General features: G+C 64.1%; 1 protein-coding gene. It reads left to right on the top strand.

Going from position 1 to position 209, the window contains the following annotated elements:
• A partial coding sequence (locus K5E40_RS34795) for an immunoglobulin-like domain-containing protein (protein WP_409339166.1) occupies positions 1–209 on the top strand: 209 nt, incomplete at both ends.

Raw genomic sequence — 209 nt, 5'->3', positions numbered from 1 at the left:
CCAGCCGTGACCAGCGTCACTGACACCATCGACACCACGTCGGTGAAACTGAGCGCCACCGGCACCGCAGCAGAAGGCGGCACCGTCACTTACACCGCCACCGTGGGTGCTCCGGTCACGGGTTCGCCTGTCGTGGTGACTCTGGCCAATGGTCAGAACATCACCATCGAAGTCGGCAAAACCACCGGCACCGTGACCACCACTGCGCC

It is taken from the genome of Pseudomonas baetica (assembly GCF_019733355.1).
GTDB lineage: Bacteria > Pseudomonadota > Gammaproteobacteria > Pseudomonadales > Pseudomonadaceae > Aquipseudomonas > Aquipseudomonas baetica_A.
The sequence above is the reverse complement of the archived record's forward strand: the minus strand, read 5'-3'. Positions and strand labels throughout refer to the sequence as shown.